General features: G+C 59.4%; 23 protein-coding genes and 1 pseudogene. 13 read left to right on the top strand and 11 right to left on the bottom strand.

Annotated elements, in window-relative coordinates:
• Positions 1-116: 116 nt before the first annotated feature.
• Positions 117-476: a DUF2784 domain-containing protein gene (locus tag H7698_RS15570; RefSeq protein ID WP_194691995.1), complete on the top strand. Its 360-nt coding sequence runs from the start codon at positions 117-119 to the stop codon at positions 474-476.
• Between the two features lie 113 nt (positions 477-589).
• Here H7698_RS15570 and H7698_RS15565 read toward each other — a convergent pair whose 3' ends face one another.
• A complete protein-coding gene (locus tag H7698_RS15565) occupies positions 590-2,167 on the bottom strand; it encodes a sensor domain-containing diguanylate cyclase (protein ID WP_194691994.1) in 1,578 nt (525 codons plus the stop codon).
• Between the two features lie 16 nt (positions 2,168-2,183).
• Entirely contained in the window at positions 2,184-2,714 is a 531-nt protein-coding gene (locus H7698_RS15560) for a DUF3087 domain-containing protein (protein ID WP_194691993.1), read from the bottom strand.
• Positions 2,715-2,942: 228 nt separating this feature from the next.
• Between H7698_RS15560 and ppnN the strand changes: the two genes are divergently transcribed.
• Complete coding sequence (gene ppnN / locus H7698_RS15555) at positions 2,943-4,316, top strand: nucleotide 5'-monophosphate nucleosidase PpnN (protein WP_162439213.1); 1,374 nt, start codon at positions 2,943-2,945, stop codon at positions 4,314-4,316.
• A gap of 79 nt (positions 4,317-4,395) precedes the next feature.
• Positions 4,396-4,836: an NUDIX hydrolase gene (locus H7698_RS15550; protein WP_194691992.1), complete on the top strand. Its 441-nt coding sequence runs from the start codon at positions 4,396-4,398 to the stop codon at positions 4,834-4,836.
• Positions 4,837-5,006: 170 nt separating this feature from the next.
• Here H7698_RS15550 and H7698_RS15545 read toward each other — a convergent pair whose 3' ends face one another.
• Positions 5,007-6,056 carry an alpha/beta fold hydrolase gene (locus tag H7698_RS15545; protein ID WP_194691991.1) on the bottom strand — a complete coding sequence of 350 codons (1,050 nt, stop codon included), beginning with the start codon at positions 6,054-6,056 and terminating at the stop codon, positions 5,007-5,009.
• 56 nt (positions 6,057-6,112) lie between these two features.
• A complete protein-coding gene (locus H7698_RS15540; RefSeq protein WP_162439211.1) occupies positions 6,113-6,373 on the bottom strand; it encodes a DUF2790 domain-containing protein in 261 nt (86 codons plus the stop codon).
• 190 nt (positions 6,374-6,563) lie between these two features.
• Here H7698_RS15540 and H7698_RS15535 point away from each other — a divergent pair, with 190 nt between their 5' ends.
• The gene (locus H7698_RS15535; RefSeq protein WP_194691990.1) at positions 6,564-7,298 is read left to right on the top strand and encodes a response regulator; all 735 of its coding nucleotides are present in this window, start codon (positions 6,564-6,566) and stop codon (positions 7,296-7,298) included.
• A 64-nt stretch (positions 7,299-7,362) separates the two neighbouring features.
• On the opposite strand, the gene H7698_RS15530 is transcribed toward H7698_RS15535, so the two are convergent.
• Both H7698_RS15530 and idi read right to left on the bottom strand, forming a co-directional pair.
• Positions 7,363-8,334, bottom strand: coding sequence for a terpene synthase family protein (locus tag H7698_RS15530; protein ID WP_194691989.1), 972 nt, complete (start codon positions 8,332-8,334; stop codon positions 7,363-7,365).
• Positions 8,331-8,879 (bottom strand): isopentenyl-diphosphate Delta-isomerase, encoded by a 549-nt coding sequence (gene idi / locus H7698_RS15525; RefSeq protein ID WP_194691988.1) that lies wholly within the window; start codon positions 8,877-8,879, stop codon positions 8,331-8,333. Before idi ends, H7698_RS15530 begins: the two co-directional genes overlap by 4 nt.
• Positions 8,880-9,222: 343 nt before the next feature.
• On the opposite strand from idi, the gene H7698_RS15520 reads away from it, so the two are divergent.
• Together H7698_RS15520 and H7698_RS15515 are read left to right on the top strand one after the other, a co-directional pair.
• Positions 9,223-10,158, top strand: a complete 936-nt coding sequence (locus H7698_RS15520) for a polyprenyl synthetase family protein (protein ID WP_194691987.1) — start codon at positions 9,223-9,225, stop codon at positions 10,156-10,158.
• Between the two features lie 211 nt (positions 10,159-10,369).
• The gene (locus H7698_RS15515) at positions 10,370-10,594 is read left to right on the top strand and encodes a hypothetical protein (protein WP_194691986.1); all 225 of its coding nucleotides are present in this window, start codon (positions 10,370-10,372) and stop codon (positions 10,592-10,594) included.
• 248 nt (positions 10,595-10,842) lie between these two features.
• Here H7698_RS15515 and H7698_RS15510 read toward each other — a convergent pair whose 3' ends face one another.
• The 4 genes and pseudogenes from H7698_RS15510 to H7698_RS15500 all read right to left on the bottom strand — a co-directional run bounded on the left by H7698_RS15510 (position 10,843) and on the right by H7698_RS15500 (position 14,429).
• Entirely contained in the window at positions 10,843-12,285 is a 1,443-nt protein-coding gene (locus H7698_RS15510) for an FAD/NAD(P)-binding protein (RefSeq protein ID WP_194691985.1), read from the bottom strand.
• Positions 12,286-12,299: 14 nt separating this feature from the next.
• Complete coding sequence (locus tag H7698_RS31650) at positions 12,300-12,425, bottom strand: hypothetical protein (protein ID WP_268932903.1); 126 nt, start codon at positions 12,423-12,425, stop codon at positions 12,300-12,302.
• A gap of 305 nt (positions 12,426-12,730) precedes the next feature.
• Positions 12,731-13,682 (bottom strand): annotated as a pseudogene (locus H7698_RS15505) (NtaA/DmoA family FMN-dependent monooxygenase); the annotation flags it as partial.
• A gap of 183 nt (positions 13,683-13,865) precedes the next feature.
• A complete protein-coding gene (locus tag H7698_RS15500; protein WP_162439206.1) occupies positions 13,866-14,429 on the bottom strand; it encodes a helix-turn-helix domain-containing protein in 564 nt (187 codons plus the stop codon).
• On the opposite strand from H7698_RS15500, the gene H7698_RS15495 reads away from it, so the two are divergent.
• The 7 genes from H7698_RS15495 (at position 14,424) to H7698_RS15465 (ending at position 21,777) form a co-directional block, all read left to right on the top strand.
• A complete protein-coding gene (locus H7698_RS15495; RefSeq protein ID WP_162439205.1) occupies positions 14,424-15,449 on the top strand; it encodes a DMT family transporter in 1,026 nt (341 codons plus the stop codon). The genes H7698_RS15500 and H7698_RS15495 overlap by 6 nt on opposite strands.
• A gap of 267 nt (positions 15,450-15,716) precedes the next feature.
• Complete coding sequence (locus tag H7698_RS15490) at positions 15,717-18,635, top strand: monovalent cation/H+ antiporter subunit A (protein WP_162439204.1); 2,919 nt, start codon at positions 15,717-15,719, stop codon at positions 18,633-18,635.
• Positions 18,635-18,979, top strand: a complete 345-nt coding sequence (locus H7698_RS15485; protein ID WP_003192163.1) for a Na+/H+ antiporter subunit C — start codon at positions 18,635-18,637, stop codon at positions 18,977-18,979. The genes H7698_RS15490 and H7698_RS15485 overlap by 1 nt, the downstream gene beginning before the upstream one ends.
• Entirely contained in the window at positions 18,976-20,661 is a 1,686-nt protein-coding gene (locus tag H7698_RS15480) for a monovalent cation/H+ antiporter subunit D (protein WP_194691984.1), read from the top strand. The genes H7698_RS15485 and H7698_RS15480 overlap by 4 nt, the downstream gene beginning before the upstream one ends.
• Positions 20,658-21,146 (top strand): Na+/H+ antiporter subunit E, encoded by a 489-nt coding sequence (locus H7698_RS15475; protein WP_194691983.1) that lies wholly within the window; start codon positions 20,658-20,660, stop codon positions 21,144-21,146. The genes H7698_RS15480 and H7698_RS15475 overlap by 4 nt, the downstream gene beginning before the upstream one ends.
• Complete coding sequence (locus H7698_RS15470; RefSeq protein WP_162439201.1) at positions 21,143-21,421, top strand: K+/H+ antiporter subunit F; 279 nt, start codon at positions 21,143-21,145, stop codon at positions 21,419-21,421. The genes H7698_RS15475 and H7698_RS15470 overlap by 4 nt, the downstream gene beginning before the upstream one ends.
• Positions 21,418-21,777, top strand: coding sequence for a Na+/H+ antiporter subunit G (locus H7698_RS15465; RefSeq protein ID WP_194691982.1), 360 nt, complete (start codon positions 21,418-21,420; stop codon positions 21,775-21,777). The genes H7698_RS15470 and H7698_RS15465 overlap by 4 nt, the downstream gene beginning before the upstream one ends.
• A 142-nt stretch (positions 21,778-21,919) precedes the next feature.
• Here H7698_RS15465 and H7698_RS15460 read toward each other — a convergent pair whose 3' ends face one another.
• The gene (locus H7698_RS15460; RefSeq protein ID WP_162439198.1) at positions 21,920-22,357 is read right to left on the bottom strand and encodes a DUF3995 domain-containing protein; all 438 of its coding nucleotides are present in this window, start codon (positions 22,355-22,357) and stop codon (positions 21,920-21,922) included.
• Positions 22,358-22,404 lie beyond the last annotated feature (47 nt).

Genomic DNA, 22,404 nt, shown 5'->3' with positions numbered 1-22,404 from the left:
AAAAAGATGTCAGACTTTGCCAGCACTCATCGCCGATGGCTTTAAAAATTTGTCATTCGTTGAAGGGTGCACGAATCCCTACGCCCACTGCTCGCCTGACATCTCACGGAGTCGACATGCTGTATCGAATCGCCGCCGACGGGCTGGTGCTGTTTCACCTGTTGTTCATCCTGTTCGTGCTGTTTGGCGGGCTGCTGGTGCTCAAGTGGCGCCACCTGATCTGGTGGCACCTGCCCGCCGCCGCCTGGGGTGTCGCGGTGGAAGTCTTCCACCTGATCTGCCCGCTGACGGAATGGGAAAACCGCATGCGCCTGGCAGCCGGGCAAACCGGTTACGGTGGCGGCTTCATCGAACATTACGTGTGGCCGGTGATCTACCCCGCCGGCCTCACCCCCGCGATTCAGCTGGGGCTCGGTGCGGTGGTGCTGGTGATCAACGTTGGGGTCTATTTTCGAGTGTGGCGACGCGCCCATTGACTCAACAGATCGCTCGAGGACGTTTAACCCTGGCGCTCCCGACCCTGCGCGCGAACATTCTCGCCCAGGGCGATGGCTTGGCCGTGGGCTGGCCACGACCGCTCTGTCCGATATCAGTTGGCAATAACGCTCATGTTCCTGCCGCTGGCCTTGGCCACGTACAACGCCTTGTCCGCAGCGCGCACCAGGTCATCGGGTTGATCCTGCGAGGCCGTGTCGTAAGCGCAGACACCGACGCTGACCGTGACCGTGCCCTCGACCCCTTCACTGTGCTCGATACCTGCCTCCTTGACAGCGTTACGGATTTTTTCCGCGATCAGGAACGCGCCCACATAGTCGGTACCGGGCAACACCACGGTGAACTCCTCGCCACCGTAGCGGGCAGCCAGGTCACCGGGGCGCTTGATGTTGTCGCGAATGATTGCGCTGATCTTGCGCAAACAGAGGTCGCCCGCCACATGGCCGTACAGGTCATTGAAGCGCTTGAAGTGGTCGACATCGATCATCAGCAACGCCAGGTGAGTCTGGGTGCGCCGGGCACGGCCCATCTCGGCGAGGATGAACAGATCGAACTGCCGCCGGTTGGACAATCCGGTCAGGGCATCCTCCAGCGCCAGCAACTCCAGGCCATGATTGACCTCAAGCAGCTTTTCCTGAGCATCCAGCAAGACGCTCTGGATGTGATTCTGCTGCCTCATGAGACGGATCAGGCGATAGCCCAAGACCCCGAGAAAACTCAGCAGCAAGGCGACAATGCCGGCACTGAGCAGGGATTCGTCGCGCCAGCTGGTGAGGACTTCATCTTTGTCCAGCGCGGTAAAAATGATCAACGGATAACCCTCGACCCGACGGAATCCCACCACGCGTTCCACGCCGTCAACGATCGACTTGACCCTGGCCGTGCCTGAGTTGCCCTTGGGCAGTAATTGGGTAAACAGCGGTCCATTGGCAACGCTGGTGCCAATGTCTGCGTCAGTGAATGGCCGGCGCACGACGATGGTCGCGTTGTCGGCGATCAGGTTGATGACGCCGTTGCGGCCCATGTCGATGCTGTCGTAGAGGCCGAGGAAATGATTCAGGTAGATCGTTGCCAGCGCCACGCCGGCAAAGCTGCCGTCCGGATGATTGACCCGGCGCGACACGGTCATGATCCATTCGCCGCTCGAACGACTCTTGATCGACGGGCCAATGTGCGGCCCCAGGTCGGGATGATCGCGATGGAAAATGAAATACTCACGGTCGGCATTATTGGAATTGGGCACTTGGGCGCCGTTGGAATTGGCGATCCACTGCCCCGTCGCGTCGTAGACGAACAAACCATGCAACTGGCTCAACTCCGAGCGCTGCACACTGAGCAGCCGTTGCATCCTCGGCAGACGCGCGGAATCGACACCCTCGTTTTCCAGGCGCTCGACCAGGGTCAACAGCAGCGTGTCCGCTTGCTTGATCGACGCCTGGGCTTGCCACGCCAGGGTCTGCGCAAGGTTGGACATTGCCACTTCCTTGTCCCGCAGATGGTACTGACGCGAACTCCAGGCTTCCCAGATGACAATAATCGTCATCGACAGACAGACCGCGACGAGCAGAAAGACCACGGACCGGACCTTGAGCCTGGACACGGGCCGCTCACCGTTCAACGGCGTGGCGAGCCTGGCGTTTTCGATGCGTTCGTTAATGGACAGCTGACCCATATCATTCCCTGAGTACTTATGATTTCGGCGTTTGCTTGACGGCGTCCAGCCAGGCGGGATCCAGTCGCGTCTGGTCGGTGTCAATGCCTAGCGCTTCCATTCGCGTTTTGTGCAGGTCAATCTCGCGATGCAACTGACCATGGTCGCTGGAATTGCCGTCCAGCTCATGCATCTGGCTCAACCCCAGATGGTAGAAGCGTAGCAACTTCATGGCGCGAGGATCGTCGCGCTCCACAGCGGCCGTCACCTGGTGCATGACGTTGGTGACGCTCATCAGGCTACGCTTGAGTTGCCAGCCGTATACGGCCGACGCCATCCACGGTTGGTTCCAGAAATACCCGCGCATCAATGCAACCATCAACAGCACTGCCACGAACACGCCGCCAACGTTGAACCGCAGGTTGTCGCCGCCGGGCTCGCCGAACGGCGCCACAGCGGCGGTGGACAACACCATCGCCAGCGCCAGGAACGTCAGGGCAATAATGACCGTGCTGCGCCGCGTCTGTTGTCGATAGGTCTGGGCATTTATCGGCTGAATTTCAAACATTGCGGCGGGGTTCCTTGGATCAAGGGAAAGAGACTCGGTGATAAAACTGCGGGGCATTATCGCCTCCCCGGCAGATTTAGCTATGCTGGAGCTCCTTTTCATCTTTTCATCGTCAAAGGGCAACGTGGCGATACTGTGCAGTTCGTGCCATCTTCTTTAATGGATACACACTATTCGGATGCCATTTGCCGATCCCCGTGTGAGTGACATCGTTTTAAGGATCATTGAATGACCCAACGCCATGTAATCAATGCCTCTGTCAGCCCAAAAGGCAGCCTGGAAACCCTTTCTCAGCGGGAAGTACAGCAACTGAGCGAAGCCGGATCCGGCAGCACCTACACCTTGTTTCGCCAATGCGCCCTGGCCATCCTCAATACCGGCGCCCATGTTGATAACGCCAAGACCATTCTGGAAGCCTACAAGGACTTCGAAATCCGCATTCACCAGCAGGACCGCGGCGTACGCCTCGAACTGCTGAACGCCCCGGCCAACGCCTTCGTCGACGGCGAAATGATCGCCAGCACCCGGGAAATGCTCTTCAGCGCCCTGCGCGACATCGTCTACACCGAAAACGAACTCGACAGCCAGCGTATCGACCTGAGCAATTCCCAGGGCATCAGCGATTACGTGTTCCACCTGCTGCGTAACGCCCGCACCTTGCGCCCCGGTATCGAACCGAAAATCGTTGTCTGCTGGGGCGGCCACTCGATCAACACCGAGGAGTACAAATACACCAAGGAAGTCGGCCATGAACTGGGCCTGCGCAGCCTGGATATCTGCACCGGTTGCGGCCCCGGTGTGATGAAAGGCCCGATGAAAGGCGCGACCATCGCCCACGCCAAGCAGCGCATTCACGGCGGCCGCTACCTCGGTTTGACCGAGCCCGGCATCATCGCGGCGGAAGCACCGAACCCGATCGTCAACGAGCTGGTGATTTTGCCGGACATCGAAAAACGCCTGGAAGCGTTCGTGCGCGTCGGCCACGGCATCATCATCTTCCCGGGCGGTGCCGGTACGGCGGAAGAGTTCCTGTACCTGCTCGGTATCCTGATGCACCCGGACAACGAAGGCCTGCCCTTCCCGGTCATCCTCACCGGACCGAAGCATGCCGCGCCTTACCTGGAGCAGCTGGACGCGTTCGTCGGCGCCACCTTGGGTGAAGCGGCGAAAAAGCATTACGAAATCATCATCGATGACCCGGCCGAAGTGGCCCGCCAGATGACCAAAGGGCTCAAGGAGGTCAAACAGTTCCGCCGCGAGCGCAACGACGCCTTCCATTTCAACTGGCTGCTGAAAATCGACGAAAGCCTGCAGCGCCCGTTCGATCCGACCCACGAGAACATGGCCAACCTGATACTGCGCCGTGATCTGCCCGCCCATGAACTGGCCGCCAACCTGCGCCGCGCGTTCTCCGGGATCGTCGCCGGCAACGTCAAGGACAAGGGCATCCGCCTGATCGAAGAACACGGGCCGTATCAGATCCGCGGCGACGCGGCGGTGATGCAGCCACTGGATAAACTGCTCAAGGCATTCGTCGCCCAGCACCGGATGAAACTGCCCGGCGGCGCTGCATATGTTCCGTGTTATCAAGTGGTTGCGTAAATAACCTAAAGTCAAATGTGTACTTGCGAGCCGAAGCTTTTGCTTCGGCTCGCTGCCTTCTATGGAAAGAGAAATCACGATGCGCCAACGTAATGCTGCACGTCTCCTGGTGATAAACCCGCAGAACGAGGTGCTGCTGTTTCGCTTCCAGCACAAGGGCGATGCCCTGGATGGCCGCGATTATTGGGCCACGCCAGGCGGCGGGGTCGAGGATGGTGAATGCTTTGAAGAAGCGGCGGTCCGCGAACTGCTGGAGGAAACCGGATTGCAGGTCGACAACGTGGGCACCTGCGTGGCCGAGCGCAATTTCACGATGATGCTGCCCAACGGTGAGACGGTGTTATCCGTGGAACGCTACTTCGTCGTTCGCGCGGCGGGTGAGCAACTGACCCGTGATGGCTGGACCGTGGATGAGGCGCGAGTGATGACCGAGCACAAATGGTGGTCAGTCGGCGAGCTGGAGCAGACCGCTGAAACGGTGTGGCCGGAGCGGTTGATCGAGATGATCGAAAACGCCTGATCCCGCTACGCTCCACTCCGTAACGCGCAACGCCGACGTTCGCTGACCGACACAGACGTACTCCGCAACGCGTAACGCCGACTTAGGGTGACGGACACGAACGCCCTTTGTAGCAGCTGGCGAAGCCTGCGTTCGGCTGCTACAGGGGGCGTGTCTGTAGTGCGATGCGATCACAACTTATCCGCATCAATCACTGCCTTGGCAAACGCCTGCGGGTCTTCTTGCGGCAGGTTGTGGCCGACACCCCCGTTGATCAGCCGGAATTCGTACTTGCCCGTGAACCGCTTGGCGTAATCTTCTGGCGCCGGGTGCGGCGCGCCGTTGGCGTCACCTTCCAGGGTAATGGTCGGCACGCTGATGGACGGCGCTTTGGCGAGTTTCTGCTCCAGGGCCTCGTACTGGCTTTCACCTTGCACCAGACCCAGGCGCCAGCGGTAGTTGAAGACCGTGATGGCGACATGGTCCGGGTTTTCCAGGGCCGCAGCGCTGCGGTCGAAGGTGGCGTTATCGAATGACCATTTTGGCGACGCCAGCTCCCAGATGAGCTTGGCGAAGTCGTGACGATTTTTTTCGTATCCCGCCTGACCGCGCTCCGTGGCGAAGTAAAACTGATACCACCACTGCAACTCGGCCCTGGGCGGCAACGGGTTTTTCCCCGCCGCCTGGTTACCGATCAGATAACCACTGACCGACACCAGCGCCTCCACCCGCTCCGGCCAGAGTGCCGCAACGATGTCTGCCGAGCGCGCACCCCAATCGTAGCCCCCCAGCACCGCCCGCTGGATCTTGAGCGCGTCCATGAAATCGATCACGTCACTGGCCAGCGCGGCGGGCTGACCGTTGCGAACGGTCTTGTCCGAGAGGAAATGCGTATCACCGTAGCCCCGCGCATAGGGAATCAGCACGCGGTATCCCTTCGCCGCCAGCAAGGGCGCGACCTCGGTGTAGCTATGAATGTCGTAGGGCCAGCCGTGCAGCAGGATGACGACCGGCCCGTCCGCTGGACCCACTTCCGCGTAAGCCACATTCAGCAAGCCTGCGTCGACATGCTTCAGCGGGCCGAACGGTGTGTACGCCGGCGTCTTGACTGTCGTCGCCACCGGCTCTGCGGCAGCGGCATGGGCTACTCCGAGCGCGCCCAGCTGCATCAGTGCAAACGCAAGCACCGAGGGGCCAATCAAGCGGCGGCGTTTTGGGGTTTTCGGACTCAATACGGTCATGTTCACAGTGATCTCTCCTCAAGTCGGCGGCGGTAGGAATCAGCGTAGTGGAAGGGTCAGCCGCCCTGATTGGCGCATTCGGCGAACTTGCTGTAATCGAGGACTTTTTGTGTGCCGCTGGAATCCAGGTAAGTCATGCGGGCATTCACAATGCCGCAGCTGCCACCGCTTTCAACGGTCGAGATCACTTTCTTGATATCCAGGTGGGTGCCGTAGGTGTAGGTCTGCGGCGCGCTTTTGACGTCGGCGTGGGCGGAAAACGCAGCGATGTTCAGAACAGCGAAGACGCCAGCGACGATAACGTTGTTTATGCTCATGGTGATGACCTCGGGGCTGCAATGGGAAGACGTGGCGAGCAAGTTGCCTTGTCTCGATGGAACCCATTTAATCGACGCGAGGTATCTGCCATGTGTCGTAAAACCGCGGCTACTGAGGCGTAAGGTGTCAAACCGGGCATTCGATACAGTGCGATACAAAACCTGCGACCCATAACAAGAAGGTTGAGCGATGGAACACGTGAACCACATCCTGATCGTCGATGACGATCGAGAAATCCGCGAGCTGGTCGGTAATTACCTGAAGAAGAATGGGCTGCGCACCACAGTGGTCGCCGATGGCCGGCAAATGCGCAGTTTTCTCGATGCCAACCAGGTGGACCTGATCGTGCTGGACATCATGATGCCCGGCGATGACGGCTTGCTGCTGTGCCGCGAACTACGCTCAGGCAAACACAAGGCCACGCCGATCCTGATGCTCACCGCCCGCAACGACGAAACCGACCGCATCCTCGGGCTGGAAATGGGCGCCGATGATTACCTGACCAAACCCTTCTCCGCCCGCGAACTGCTCGCGCGGATCAACGCCGTGCTGCGCCGAACGCGGATGCTGCCGCCTAACCTGCTGATCACCGAAAGCGGCCGGCTGCTCGGTTTCGGGCGCTGGCGCCTGGACACCACGGCCCGTCATCTGCTGGACCAGGACGAGACGATGGTGGCGCTCAGTGGCGCCGAGTACCGCTTGCTGCGGGTCTTTCTCGACCACCCGCAACGGGTGCTCAGCCGCGATCAACTGCTGAACCTGACACAAGGCCGTGACGCCGACCTGTTCGACCGCTCCATCGATCTGCTGGTCAGCCGGCTGCGCCAGCGGCTGATGGACGACTCCCGGGAACCGACCTACATCAAGACGGTGCGCAGTGAGGGGTATGTTTTTTCCTATCCCGTGGAGATGCTGGGCGCGTAAAGGGAGATTTCCACCGCGGGTGCGCCTTTAACTGTGAGCATCGACGCATCTCCCGGGCAACCGTTCACGACTGTTGAAAACGCACTTCCTTATAGCGAGGCACCGCGAGGTGCCAGCCAATGTTGCCGTGCCACTGTATCTTCAGCGCCTCGGCACAGCGCACAACTTGCTCGCGAACACCATCGTCGCAATTGAACCGCTCCAGTTCTCTCGGCAACTCGGTCTGAATCTTCAGAAAACGATCGGCCCATTCTTCAAGGCGGCAACCAACCTCCGCTGCCGCTTGATCGGCTGAGTAGGCTTGATGGTGCCGGAGATGAGTCAGTAAGTTGTAAACATCCTCATCAGGATTCTCCATCATGCTGAACGACAGCAAATCGTTAACGGCCTTGAGGATGTTAAGCGTCAACCGCCGCAACTCTTGCCAAACCGAGCAGTAATAGATCGTCGAGGATAAATGTACTTGGGTCACCCAATAGGTAAACTCCACACACACCTGAAACCCCCCGGCATTGCGCCAGATAGCTTCGAAATCCTGGGACGCCGGTTGTGTTCCCTCAATATGATGTATTGCTGCACGCAGGCACGGATAGAGATAGCTGCTGCACTGCTCGACCGTACGCTGCGTCCACTGCTCCGGACAATCAACACTCGCTCGACGAACGATGTCCGCCAACCCCATAGCGAGGGCCCCACAGGGCTTGCGACGGGTATCGGTGATTGCGCTTTGAACGTTACGAATAGCCTTTTCCAACGCTACAGGGTCTCGACCCAGCTCTTCGTCGGCCACGTCGTCCTGGCAACTGAACCAGCCTGTCAGGTCGGAAAGAATGTTGAGATCGTCGCGTGTTGCATAAGGCCACATGTATCCCGCGTACAAGCCCGGCATGTAGATATCACGTTGGTGCGCCGCATGAGAATTGTCTTCAAGACCTAGGTTTTTGAGCCATTGACGCGTATGTTTTTCCGCTTCCTCAGTGTATGGACTCAGATCAATGGAAAGATCCCGCAAGGAGGGTGGCAGTGAGTAGCTCATTGGTGTCTCCTTAGCAGATCATTCCACGCCCGAATACGTTCCACACCTTCCTGATGAAGAATTTTACGAAACCAGACGGTATACGAATCAGGTGCAACATTGATGTCGCACGCGAGCTCTGCAAGTGGCCACCATTTCCAGTCAAGCGCTTCATCTCGATTGGGCACGGGATCACTATAACTGAGTCCTACAAAGACGTGATCGTACTCATGTTCGATCAATTGGTTGGATACCTGCTCTCGATAAATGAATGAATGAACTTCGATCAGGTCGTCACAATCGATCCCCATTTCTTCCTGCAGGCGGCGTCTGGCGGCGTGAACCGTGGTTTCTCCATGTCTCGGGTGACCGCAACAGGTGTTTGTCCAGAGTCCCTGAGAGTGATATTTACCGAGTGCCCTCTGCTGCTGCAGCAAACGTCCCCCGTCGTCAAAAATGAAAATCGAAAACGTACGATGCAGAAGACCGTTGTGATGAACATCCATTTTGAGGGCGTCGCCAATCGCAAGATCTTCGGTATCGACAAGGATGATTCGCTCTCCCACAGCCGGACTCCATCATGATGCCTTCTTTACTGGACAAAACGACCGACCAGACTTCCAAGTGAATATTCGGACAGATAAAACAGGCAAATAAACATTGAGCGTTTGTTTAAACGTAAGCGCATGCCTGCTGGAAGACAAGAGCAAAAAACTACCGTTCATCGAACCTGTCAACTATGACAGGTAGTAAAGACCACCGAAAAATGATGTATTACTCAAGCGTTATGGTCCTGCCCACTTCGACAATCTTGCTACTTTTCCTTTCACCGGGAGCCTGATCGATAGTGAGTTCTTGAAAAACCGACCACCTATATCAAGTTGGCGCCCAACTTAGAGCGTAAACGCCATGACAACATTACCTGCATCCAACTACCTGACAGCCAAATCACACTGGGCTTCTCCGTTTAAGTATCAGGAACACTACGTCGGGAAAAACATAAGAACACATCTGGCCTACGCGCTGGTGGAGCTGTACCAGTTAAAACAGTCCGTCGCGCAAACGCTAAGTCAGGTTGTCGAGAAATTCAACACCGCTTCACTGGTGCACGACGACCTTATTGATCAGGATCGTATCCGGCGCGGCGCCCCCTCAGTCTGGGCAAAATTCGGCAAGGGGACTGCGCTGGTATCAGGGATGTATGGGTACATCGAGGGTTTGCAAAAGCTCGGAGAGTTGAATGATCTCCCGCTTGTAAATATTGGTATCCGAAGCCTGGAGACATTGCACGTAGGCCAATACCTCGATATTCAAGCGAGTAACGGTCACGTGCTGCCAACACTTGAAGAATATCGATTGATTGCTGAGGCCAATACCGGCTGCTTTTTCTTATTCCTTTTGGACTCCTGCCAACATCTCCACGCGATGAAAGAGGAGCTGTATATGGAGTTAAAATCGCTTTTGCTTGAACTTTCGGTCTATTACCGTTACGTCAATGACTATTGCGATCTCAATCATATCCCGCATTTTAAAAAGAAAGGATTCGCACCTGACCTTGAGGGAGGACCCAAATCGTTCGTCATGATTTTAGCTAACAAAACATTAATAAAAAAGAAACTGACCGATAAACAAAAGCGCGAGATCATTATCGCGTTCGGCAACGCAGCTGTTTTCAGTGAAGCACTGACCGTCATGGAAGCCAGTTTTGATCAGGTACAACACAACTTCGCAAATATCCGATGCTTGTCGGAAGATCGTAATTGTCATGCGCTGAACGCGTTCCTGGAGTCTGTGCACTTCCAACAGCACCCGCAAGACAACTATTTCAATAACATGAACAGGTAGGCGCGGCACAAAATTTGAACAATGTTGGGTGACCCGTCGAAGCCCTCCGTTGACGGTAGATCAACGCGCGTGATGTTGGGCGCGTAGACAGCGCCGTTGCGTTCCCACGGATCAACGCGCGTGATAAAGACTATGCGTGCGGGTGTTTTTTCATGCCCTGGCTCCAGCTCTACAGTGGCCACATCTTCTTCCCACGCTCTGGAGCTACATCATGAAAAGCATTATCGGTCTTGGTTTCGCGCTTTCGATTCTCGGTGCAACGTCCGCCATTGCCGCACCCCATGGGGTGTCGCAAGTCGTTGCCGCCGCCAAGGTCAGCCAACCGGCTACGTTGAACGTCAATACGGTTGGCGTTGATCACAAGGACGCTCAGGCGAGCAAGCTGTATGTCGCCGAGAACCGTCCTGAGTTTGGTTCGAAGTATCAGCGTTATTGATTGCTGGCTTTGGATTGCCTGAAACAGGAAACCCCGGGTGGATCTGATCCACTCGGGGTTTCTTCTTTAAAGAAACATGCGCAAATACCTGTAGCAGCTGTCGAGCCTGCGAGGCTGCGTTCGGCTGCGCAGCAGTCGTGAAACCAGTCAATGTGGTCTTTCAGGAAGACCGTGTACACCGGGTTTACGACTGCTGCGCAGCCGAACGCAGCCTCGCAGGCTCGGCAGCTGCTACAGGGTCCGCTGTGTTAGTGCGAACAAGGTTTCGTCAGGCGAGTCGCGAGTGCCTTGGCCTGGCTCGCGACATCGGTGACCGCCGTGCTTTCCCACCACATGCCGCGCAATGGCGGCCCCATTGCAAACAATCGATCAGATACGTCGCCTTTTGCATCCATGACGGCGCCATCCGCCGCGGCCGCGATGCCGAGTGCCAGCGGGCCAGGCTGAATCAGTCCACGCGCGAGTAGCTGCCGGGGCAACGGTCGCGCGACGCGGCGCCAGTCATATTCGATGCCGCTGGAGTTGATCAACGCCGCACCGCTGACGACGGAGGTTTCTGCCTCGCCGCGACGCCGGATGTAAAGGCTGACGTTGTCGCCATGGGTCGAAGGCGCCAGCCCTTTGAACGACGCCGCCTCAATGTGCAATCGACCTTCCCCGTGCAACCGCGCAACCAGCTCGGCGCTCAAGGGCGGCGAACGGTGGTGATGGCTTTCCCACCACGGCCGCACATGCCGGACAAACTGCCGGCGCTGTGCATCCGTCGCCTGATTCCACAACCGGCCGATGTGCGCCCGGACCGTGTCCAAGGGCGCCTGCCAGTCGATGCCCCGAGCGATGGCGTCCCGGCAATGCCGACGCAATTCGCGAACCAGCTGGCGTGGGGTGCGCAACGTCGCATCTTCGGCGAGAAAGTCCACCCAGGCCGGCGGCTGACGCCTGACGTGCGGCAGCAAACCATGGCGCGAAAACACGTTGATCGGCCCGCGGTGCCCGGCCTGCTCCAGTGACACCACGGCATCGACCATGGTCAACCCGGAACCGATGATCAACACCGTCGATTGTGGATCGAGCTGCCGCATGGCCGCCACATCCCAAGGATCGAGCGCGGCCGCGTTCACGCCGCTGGATTGGGTCTGGGGTGTGCGCGCAGCGGGGAACATCCCGGTCGCCAACACGGCGTAAGCGCCCTGCAAGCGTTGGCCGTCGCTCAGGGTCAGCCGAACGCTATCGTCCAGAGTCTCAAGGTCCACCACTTCAGCCCGCACATGCTCGACCGTCGACCCGTTCAGCGCGCCGACCGCTTGCGCTTCCCTCAGACGCTGCTGCACGTACACACCGAACAGCCCGCGAGGCGGGAACAACTCGCTGATGGGCACATGCTGCTGGTCAGACTCGGGCCAGCCGCCCGCCTCAATATGTTCGGTGAGCCATTGCGTGAGGTCGTCGGCGTTGTCCGGATCGACGCTCATGCGGGCGGCATTGCCATTGAGCGTATGGCCCAATTCGACGGCGCTGTACGCTTCGCCCCGACCGAGTTCGGCACGCGGTTCGATGACCAGCACCGAGCGCTTGCCCGGCAAACGCAGAAGCTGCGCCGCCAGCATGGCGCCGCTCAGACCGCCGCCGACGATCAGAATGTCTGCGTGGCGAATGGCGTCGGTCGCCTGTGCGCGTGGGGTTTCACTCATGGCGTTCTCACAGATCAGTGTTTACCTAAAGGGAAGTCATGCAGTTCGCGCGGCGGCTGCCGGATTGGCGAGGCGACTGTGAGCGCCACATTAAAGGGTCGCCCGGCAATCAGGAAGCGGGCAATTTCCTGAACGATCATAAGCCGCAAATCCACGGTAGGTTCGTCAGTCAGTACCAAAGTAGGACGCCTGGCTGGATCACGTTCACGCGGATGGAGAAAAGCATGCGGTGGTCCGCCGGGCCGGGATGTGTGTTGAATGGACGGGCCTCATCGCGAGCAGGCTCGCTCCTACAGTTTTGTAGCTTTGCCGGGCGCGGTGTTTGTGCCCGACGCTGATCCCCTGTGGGAGTGAGCCTGCTCGCGATGGCGGTGTAACTGGCGACATCTATGCCGGATGTGCCGGCCTCATCGCGAGCAGGCTCACTCCTGCAGGGATTGATGTGTTATGCAGATACCGACTTTTTCTCTTCCTGCCGCAACGCCGCCAGGTCCCGATACCCCGCTCCGGGATGGATCGCCGGTAACGTTGGTCCTTCTCCAAATAGTTTCTCGCGCAAAGTCCCCGGCGCGTAATCGGTCTTGTACACCCCGCGCTTCTGCAACTCCGGCACTAGCAGTTCAACCGCGTCGATGAAGGTTTCATGGGTCAGCGCGTAGGCCAGGTTGAAGCCGTCCACATCGGTGTCTTCGACCCATTCCTGAAGCAGATCAGCGACGGTTTCAGGGCTGCCGACAAACAAGGGACCAAACCCTCCGATGCCAACCCAGTCCGCCAGCTCGTTCGGCGTCCAGACCTTGTTTGGATCAGCCGTCGAAAACGCCTCCACCGCCGATTGAATGGCGTTGGTGTGCACATGCTTGAGGGGCTCGTCTGGCTTGAACCGGCAGAAGTCGATGCCGGTCCAGCCAGAAATCAGCGCCATCGCCCCTTCATAGCTGACCCAGGTTTTGTATTCCTCAAACTTGGCTTTGGCCTTGGCCTTGGCATCGGTCTCGCCGAGGATCACCGTCTGCAGGTTGAAGATCAGGATCTTTCGAAGGATCACGTCCGGCTTCGGCGGCGCGGCGGCGAATGTCGGCAACGGTTTTCTTCAGGAGGACCTTTGATGGCGCGGCGACAAACACACACTCGGCATGTTCAGCGGCGAATTGTTTGCCCCGGCTTGATGCGCCCGCCTGATACAGCACGGGCGTGCGTTGCGGCGACGGTTCACAGAGGTGAATGCCGGGCACCTGGAAGTGTTTTCCGACGTGGCGGATTTCATGGATTTTGCTCGGGTCGCTGAAAATCCGACGCTCACGATCCCGCAGGATCGCGCCCTCCTCCCAACTGCCTTCCCAGAGCTTGTAGCAAACCTCCAGGTACTCTTCGGCGAAATCGTAGCGGGCGTCGTGTTAGGCGGATTTCACGGGCCATTGCGCGGCGCTCCGAAAACGGTGGGAATCAATACCCAGAGCGTTTGCAGGAGTCATGCCTAAACTGTAATACGTTATATATCAACAGCTTATAGAACAATTCGAGAAAGACATGGAGCTTTAGAAAAGCAAAGTGTCTATTCAATGTTGCCGGGCAGACAGTCAGATCACCACGTTGCGCACAAACCTCGCGGCCACTGCCCCCTCATTTCGATACGAGTGAGGCTGGTTGCTGGCGAACATGTAGAACTCACCAGCAGCGATCGCATGGGGTGTCTCGCCCAGCATCAAGGTCAGACAGCCTTCAAAGACAAAGATCTGCTCGCTCCAGCCATCGGCATCCGGCAGTGAGGGGTAAATTTCCCCCGGTTGGAGGCACCACTCCCACTGTTCGACTTCACGGGTGGCGGTGGCTTTGGACAGCAGAACCGCTTTACTGCCCGGAATGGTTCCAGCCCAGGCCACTTCATTGATACGGCTCGGATCACGCGCATCGGGCGCCTGGATCAGATCGCTGAACGCCACGTCCAGCGCTTCGGCAACGCGATCAAGGGTGGTCAGGCTGACATTCTTTTCGCCCGCCTCGATCGCTACCAGCATCCGTCGACTGACACCCGACTTTTCCGCCAGGGCGGTCTGGCTCATGTCGGCTGCATGGCGCAGGCGTCGAACGTTCTGACTGACGTGCTGGAGGACCGAAGCCCGTGGCGTGGAATCTTTGTGCACTATATTGCTCACTTAGTGGGGTTGGGCAGTATACTGCGCAACATTCGACGCATTGTGCGTCTCCCTCAGGTAGCGCGCAAGGTCATGACGTCGGTGAACTCCTCTCACACTTCTCCCCGTTTCTCACGATTCAGCAAAGCCGAATGCGTGCTGGTGGTGATCACCATGATCTGGGGCGGCACCTTTTTGCTGGTGCAACATGCCATGACCGTCAGTGGGCCAATGTTTTTCGTTGGCCTGCGCTTTGCGGCGGCAGCCATCATTGTTGCGCTGTTCTCCTGGCGTCACCTGCGGGACCTGACGTTGTTCGAACTCAAGGCCGGGGCTTTTATCGGCGTGGCGATCATGCTCGGTTATGGCTTGCAGACTGTCGGCCTGCAGAGCATTCCGAGCAGTCAATCGGCATTTATTACCGCGCTGTACGTGCCCTTCGTGCCGCTGCTGCAATGGCTGGTGCTGGGACGGCGTCCCGGGTTGATGCCGAGCATCGGGATCATGCTGGCGTTTACCGGGTTGATGCTGTTATCAGGGCCTGCCGGCGCTTCTTTCAACTTCAGTCCCGGTGAAATCGCAACATTGATCAGTGCCGTGGCGATTGCCGCCGAGATCATTTTGATCAGCACCTATGCAGGCCAGGTCGATGTGCGTCGCGTGACCGTGGTGCAATTGGCAGTCACTTCCGTGCTGGCGCTCTTGATGGTGGTGCCGACCCAGGAGCGGATACCGGATTTCTCCTGGTTGCTACTGTGCAGTGCACTGGGGCTGGGCGCGGCCAGTGCAGCGATTCAGGTCGCCATGAACTGGGCGCAGAAAAGTGTTTCGCCGACCCGGGCGACATTGATCTATGCCGGAGAGCCGGTGTGGGCCGGGATTGTCGGTCGGATCGCCGGGGAGCGTTTGCCGGCGATTGCCTTGGTGGGCGCCGGATTGATTGTAGCGGCGGTGATCGTGAGCGAGCTGAAGACCAAGGGAAAAGGTGTGGCTGTCGAGGAAGCGCTGGAGCGGGAAACGGAAGGTTGAGCGTGAGGATTGAGTCGCTGGGTAGATTGCTTTCGTGAGCAGGCTCGCTCCTACAGGGGAAATGCGCAGGACTTTCGTGTTCACCGTCTTTAGAAAGTGGGAGTGAGCCTGCTCGCGATGGGGCCGCAGCGGTTGATACCTGCTTGCTGAAACAATGTTAAACAGGCTTTTTCCGTCTACGGTGTAGGATTCTGCCACAGGTTGGAGTTTGGCGATCCGGGGACTGGCACGTATGATGCTTCACAAACTTCCGCAGATTAGAAGCCTATGTCCCTGATAGTTCTACTGCTTCTGCCTTTCATAGGCAGCTGTCTGGCAGCCGTGCTGCCGCACAACGCGCGTAACGCCGAATCATTGCTCGCTGGTCTCGTTGCCCTGATAGGTACCGTCCAGGTCGCACTCCTGTACCCGCAGATCGCCCATGGCGGGGTGATTCGCGAAGAATTCTTCTGGCTGCCCAGCCTGGGCCTGAACTTCGTCCTGCGCATGGATGGCTTCGCCTGGCTGTTCTCGATGCTGGTGTTGGGCATCGGCACGCTGGTTTCGCTGTATGCACGCTATTACATGTCACCCGACGATCCAGTGCCGCGATTCTTCGCGTTCTTTCTCGCGTTCATGGGCGCCATGCTCGGGCTGGTCATCTCCGGCAACCTGATCCAGATCGTGTTCTTCTGGGAATTGACCAGTCTCTTTTCCTTTCTGCTGATCGGCTACTGGCACCACCGGTCCGACGCGCGACGCGGCGCTTACATGGCGCTGATGGTCACGGGCGCAGGGGGATTATGCCTGCTGGCAGGGGTAATGCTGCTCGGCCATGTGGTGGGCAGCTATGACCTGGACAAGGTCCTGGCCGCCGGCGATCTGATTCGCGCACACGCCCTCTACCCTATTCTGCTTCCTCTCATTCTCATCGGCGCCTTGAGCAAAAGCGCGCAATTCCCCTTCCATTTCTGGCTGCCACACGCAATGGCAGCACCGACGCCAGTCTCGGCGTACCTGCACTCGGCAACGATGGTCAAGGCCGGGGTGTTCCTGCTGGCGCGACTCTGGCCATCCTTGTCCGGCAGTGAAGAATGGTTCTACATCGTCAGCGGCGCCGGCGCCTGTACCTTGTTGCTCGGCGCGTACTGCGCGATGTTCCAGAACGACCTCAAGGGACTGCTCGCCTACTCGACCATCAGCCATCTCGGTTTGATCACCCTGCTGCTGGGCCTGAACAGTCCGCTGGCCGCCGTGGCCGCCGTGTTCCACATCCTCAACCACGCCACGTTCAAAGCCTCGCTGTTCATGGCCGCCGGTATCATCGACCACGAGAGCGGCACCCGGGACATTCGCAAGCTCAGTGGCTTGATCAAACTGATTCCCTACACCGCCACCCTGGCCATGGTCGCCAGCGCCTCGATGGCCGGCGTACCGTTGCTCAACGGCTTCCTCTCCAAAGAAATGTTCTTCGCCGAAACGGTGTTCATCAACGCCACCGCCTGGGTCGAGATGACCTTGCCGATCGTTGCGACCATCGCCGGTACGTTCAGCGTTGCTTACTCCCTTCGCTTTACCGCCGATGTATTTTTCGGCCCGACCGCCACTGACCTCCCGCACACGCCCCATGAGCCACCACGCTGGATGCGCGCGCCCGTCGAGCTGCTGGTGTTCGCGTGCCTGGTGGTGGGGATTTTCCCGGCGCAGGTGGTCGGCCCGATCCTGGCGGCTGCCGCGCTGCCCGTGGTCGGTGGCACGCTGCCGGAATACAGCCTGGCGATCTGGCACGGCTGGAACGCACCGATGATCATGAGCCTGATCGCCATGACCGGTGGCATCGTGCTCTATCTGCTGCTGCGCAATCAGCTCAAGCGCGGACGCTTCAAGTATCCGCCGATCATTGGCCGGTTCAACGGCAAGCGCCTGTTCGAACGCTGCCTGGTGATCATGATGCGCCTGGGTCGTCGTCTTGAACGGCGGATCAGCACCAAGCGCCTGCAAACCCAGCTGTTCCTCGTGGTCCTTGCGGCAGTGCTGGCCGGGTTGATACCCATGCTGCACAGCAGCCTAAGTTGGGGCGACCGCCCGAAGATCCCGGGTTCGATCGTGTTCGTGACCCTCTGGCTCCTGGCGATCGCCTGCGCCTTGGGCGCGGCATGGCAAGCCAAGTATCACCGGCTCGCGGCCCTGACCATGGTCAGCGTCTGCGGCCTGATGACCTGCGTGACCTTCGTCTGGTTCTCGGCGCCGGACCTGGCGCTGACTCAACTGGCGGTCGAAGTTGTCACCACAGTCCTGATCCTGCTGGGCCTGCGCTGGTTGCCGCGACGCATCGAAGAGGTCGCGCCGTTGCCGAGCACCCTGCGCAAGGCGCGCATCCGTCGCTTGCGTGACTTGCTGTTGTCGACCGCAGTCGGTGGCGGGATGGCGCTGTTGTCCTACGCCATGCTGACGCGGCAGACCCCCAACGTCATTTCCTCGTTTTACCTCAGCCGCGCCCTGCCTGAAGGTGGTGGCAGCAACGTGGTCAACGTGATGCTGGTGGACTTCCGGGGCTTTGATACCCTCGGTGAAATTACCGTGCTGGCCGCCGTGGCCCTGACCGTGTTCGCCCTGCTGCGCCGCTTCCGCCCACCGAAAGAGAGCCTGCAGTTGCCGGCCCAGCAACGTTTGCTGGCTCCGGACGTGGTCACTGACCTGGTCAACCCGCGTCACGCCAGCGATACCGCCCTGGGCTTCATGATGGTGCCGGCAGTGCTGGTGCGGCTGCTGTTGCCCATCGCGTTTGTGGTGTCGATCTACCTGTTCATGCGCGGCCACAATCAGCCGGGGGGCGGGTTTGTCGCCGGACTGGTCATGTCGGTAGCGTTCATCCTGCAGTACCTGGTTGCCGGCACGCAGTGGGTCGAAGCCCAGATGAGCCTGCGGCCGTTGCGCTGGATGGGCACCGGGCTCCTGTTTGCCACGGTCACCGGCCTTGGCGCAATAACCGTCGGGTACCCGTTCCTGACCACCCACACCTGGCATTTCTCTCTGCCGGTGTTTGGCGACATCCACATCGCCAGCGCCCTGTTCTTCGATATTGGCGTGTACTCCGTGGTCGTGGGTTCGACATTGCTGATCCTGACCGCCCTCGCCCACCAATCGGTCCGAGGACACAAAACCGCGGCCTTGCCAAAATCCGTCGCCAGCAAAGGAGCCGTCTGATGGAAGAAGTCATCGCAATCGCCATCGGCGTCCTCGCGGCGTCCGGTGTCTGGCTGATACTGCGGCCGCGAACGTTCCAGGTGGTCATGGGCCTGTGCCTGCTGTCCTATGGCGTCAACCTGTTCATCTTCAGCATGGGCAGCCTGTTCATCGGCAAGGAACCGATCATCAAGGACGGCGTACCGCAAGACCTGTTGAACTACACCGACCCGCTGCCCCAGGCACTGGTGTTGACCGCCATTGTCATCAGCTTCGCCATGACCGCGCTGTTTCTCGTTGTGCTGCTGGCCTCCCGGGGCCTGACCGGCACCGACCATGTGGACGGCCGGGAGCCTAAAGAATGACGCTGATGCCGCACCTGATCGCTGCACCTATTCTGCTGCCGCTGCTGACCGCCGCCGTGATGCTGATGCTGGGCGAGAAGCACCGTCCGCTGAAAGCCAGGATCAACCTGTTCTCCAGCCTCGTAGGCCTGGGCATCGCCGTGCTGTTGCTGCAATGGACTCAGGAGACCGGTGTCCCCGGCTCGATCGGCGTGTACTTGCCAGGCAACTGGCAGGCCCCATTCGGTATCGTGCTGGTGGTTGATCGACTCTCGGCCCTGATGCTGGTGCTGACCGGAATCATCGGCGTCAGCGCCCTGCTCTTTGCCATGGCTCGATGGGACGGGGCCGGTTCGAGCTTCCACGCGCTGTTCCAGATTCAAATGATGGGCCTCTACGGCGCGTTCCTGACCGCCGACCTGTTCAACCTGTTCGTGTTCTTTGAAGTGCTGCTGGCGGCATCGTACGGGCTGATGCTCCACGGTTCGGGCCGTGCACGGGTGTCGGCGGGCCTGCATTACGTCTCGATCAACCTGCTGGCCTCGTCGTTGTTCCTGATTGGCGCGGCGCTGATCTATGGCGTCACCGGAACGCTCAACATGGCTGACCTTGCGTTGAAAATCCCGCTGGTGCCGGAAGCCGATCGCGGCCTGTTGCATGCCGGCGCGGCGATTCTGGCGGTGGCCTTCCTGGCCAAAGCCGGGATGTGGCCGCTGAATTTCTGGCTGGTGCCGGCGTACAGCGCGGCGAGTGCCCCCGTGGCGGCGATGTTCGCGATCATGACCAAAGTCGGCGTCTATACCTTGCTGCGCCTGTGGACCCTGCTGTTCTCCGGCCAGGCGGGCGCGTCGGCGTACTTTGGCGGTGACTGGCTGATCTACGGCGGTATGGCAACCATCGTCTGTGCGGCGGTGGCCATCCTTGCGGCGCAACGTCTGGAGCGTCTGGCCAGCCTGAGCATTCTGGTATCGGCGGGGATTCTGCTGGCGGCCATCGGCTTCGCCCAGCCCAACCTGATCGGCGCTGCATTGTTCTATCTGGTCAGCTCAACCTTGGCCTTGAGTGCACTGTTCCTGCTGGCCGAACTCATCGAGCGTTCGCGTTCGGCCAATGATATGCCGCTGTTCGACGACGGCGACCTGCTGCCTCGGCCGATGGAATCCCTGCAGCCCCCCAAAGGCATCAACCTCGACGATGAGCAAAAAGCGGTTGTCGGCCAAGTGATTCCCTGGACCATGGCGTTCCTGGGGTTGAGCTTTATCGCCTGCTCCCTGCTGATCATCGGCATGCCGCCGCTGTCCGGTTTCATCGGCAAGCTCGGCTTGCTGCACGCCCTGCTCAACCCGCTGGGGCTGGGTACCGGCAGCGATGAGCCGGTCTCGAACGTTGCGTGGGGCTTGCTCGCGCTGCTGATCATCTCGGGGCTGGCCTCGTTGATTGCTTTCTCACGCCTGGGCATCCAGCGTTTCTGGACACCTGAAGAACGACCGTCGCCTTTGCTGCGCCGTCTGGAGTGCGTACCGATCATTGCACTGTTGGGTCTGAGCATTGCACTGACCTTCAAGGCCGAGCCCCTGATGCGCTATACCCAGGACGCCGCTGCGGCCCTGAACAATCCGCAGCAATACGTCATGGCGGTGCTCGGTACCCGCGCCGTTCCCAGCCCCGAGGCAAAAGCCGTGATCGTGGAGGTGCAACCATGAAGCGTCTGTTTCCTGCACCGTGGCTATCGCTGGCGCTGTGGGTGTTGTGGTTGGTGCTGAACCTGTCGATGAGTCCCGGCAACTTGCTGTTGGGCGCGATACTCGGCTTCTGCGCGCCCCTGATGATGCGCAAGCTGCGGCCACTGCCGATTCGCATTCGTCGACCGGGCGTCATCCTCCGTTTGCTGCTGGTGGTCGGGCGTGACGTCGTGCTGTCCAACCTCGCCGTGGCTTGGGGCGTGCTCAACGCCGGTCGCCGTCCGCCGCGTTCGCACTTCATCAAGGTGCCGATGGACTTGCGCGATGCCAACGGCCTGGCCGCACTGTCCATGATCACCACGGTCGTACCAGGCACGGTCTGGTCGGAGCTGGCGCTGGACCGCAGCATCCTGCTGCTGCACGTGTTCGATCTGGAGGACGAGGCGTTGTTCATCGAGCATTTCAAGGCGACCTACGAACGCCCCCTGATGGAGATCTTCGAATGAGCCCCTTGCTGTCGAATGCCATCCTGCTGAGCCTGTTCATTTTCTCGGTCGCGATGGTCCTGACCCTGATCCGCCTGTTCAAGGGGCCATCGGCACAGGACCGCGTACTCGCGCTGGATTACCTGTACATCCTGGCGATGTTGATGATGCTCACATTGGGCATTCGTTATGCCAGTGACACCTACTTCGAAGCAGCGCTGCTGATCGCGCTGTTCGGATTTGTGGGCTCGTTTGCCCTGGCTAAATTCCTGCTGCGTGGCGAGGTGATTGAATGAGCGCGCAACTGTCTTTGTGGGTTGAAGTGCCGGTGGCGATCCTGTTGGTGCTCAGCAGCCTGTTTGCGTTGATCGGCGGCATCGGGCTGTTGCGCATGAAAGATTATTTCCAACGCATGCACCCGCCTGCGCTCGCGTCGACACTGGGGGCCTGGTGCGTGGCCCTGGCGTCCATCATTTACTTCTCGGCGCTCAAGTCCGGACCGGTGCTGCACGCGTGGCTGATTCCGATCCTGCTGGCGATTACCGTGCCGGTCACCACGTTGCTGCTGGCGCGAGCGGCGTTGTTTCGCAAGCGCATGGCCGGGGATGATGTGCCGGCTGAGGTGAGCAGCCGACGCAAACCCGAACTGTAGGCGCAAAGCTTGCTCGTGATGGCGTCTCTGGAGCTTGTGCCGGGCTTCAGGCAAGCCCGGCTCCCACAAGGGTCTTCGGTGTCTGCAAGCGCCTGGAGCTGTCGAGTGAAACGAAACTGCGATCTTTTGATCCTGCTTTGAATCAGATCCAGGCCACGGCCAGCAATCCCGCCCCCAGCACCACGCACAAGGGTGAATAAGCCCAGGTATCCAGGCGGGCGAATCGCGAATCCTTGACCTGCTTGAAGAACCCCACCAGATTCGAATCGCCAATCGCCCGGGCAAACATCAACATGGCGATCGCGCTAATGACCCATTGCAGCGACCAGTGATGCACCGTCGGCAGGTACAAGCCGACCCGCAGGCACACCAGCATCGCAATCAGCAGCAACCCCACCGCCACCAGCAAGGTTGTGAAGCCTGAAGGTTTGAACGCCGGCCTGGGTGCCTGGCCGTCCTCCCCGGGCACACGAGGCACCGCGGCCTCGCTTCCCAGTTTGCCTCCCGCCGCCCAATACAGGTGTATCAGGCTGATCAACAGGAAGACGGCAGCCATCCATTGCGCAATTATCAGGCTCATAGTCAAACATCCAGCGTGAAATGTCGCCGCAGGATGAACCTCCCCAA

The sequence above is a fragment of the Pseudomonas sp. p50(2008) genome, from assembly GCF_015351605.1.
GTDB lineage: Bacteria > Pseudomonadota > Gammaproteobacteria > Pseudomonadales > Pseudomonadaceae > Aquipseudomonas.
The sequence above is the reverse complement of the archived record's forward strand: the minus strand, read 5'-3'. Positions and strand labels throughout refer to the sequence as shown.